The sequence below is a fragment of the Erythrobacter sp. HI0063 genome, assembly GCF_001635685.1.
GTDB lineage: Bacteria > Pseudomonadota > Alphaproteobacteria > Sphingomonadales > Sphingomonadaceae > Qipengyuania.
The window spans coordinates 1-309 of sequence record NZ_LWFF01000186.1 but is presented as its reverse complement, the minus strand read 5'-3'; the positions used below and the strand labels follow the sequence as shown (position 1 = coordinate 309).

1 protein-coding gene is annotated in these 309 nt (G+C 62.1%); it reads left to right on the top strand.

Features of this window, described 5'->3' with window-relative positions:
- Window positions 1-82: 82 nt before the first annotated feature.
- A partial coding sequence (locus A3736_RS17490) for a hypothetical protein (protein ID WP_197465518.1) occupies window positions 83-309 on the top strand: 227 nt, incomplete at its 3' end.

Genomic DNA, 309 nt, shown 5'->3' with positions numbered 1-309 from the left:
CCTCGCTATCTTTCCGCGCTTCGGCAGCCTTATGCCGCGTCGCTTCGAGCTCCTTCTCCGTTTCGGTCCATCGCTCTAGCACGTGTTCGGTCTCAGCCTCGGCTTCAGCCGCCCGACGTTCCGCATCTCTGACGCGCAAAGCTGCGCTCCGATCTATATCTCCAGCAATGGAGCGCACCACGCGCGCAAACTGGTCCATCACAAGATCGCTCGCTTCGGACAGAACATTCACCAGTTCCGTGCGGACTTCGTCCGGTATCTCGAGCGGGGGCATCGCGGCCTCGGCTTCACGCCGGTGCTTCCAGTCGC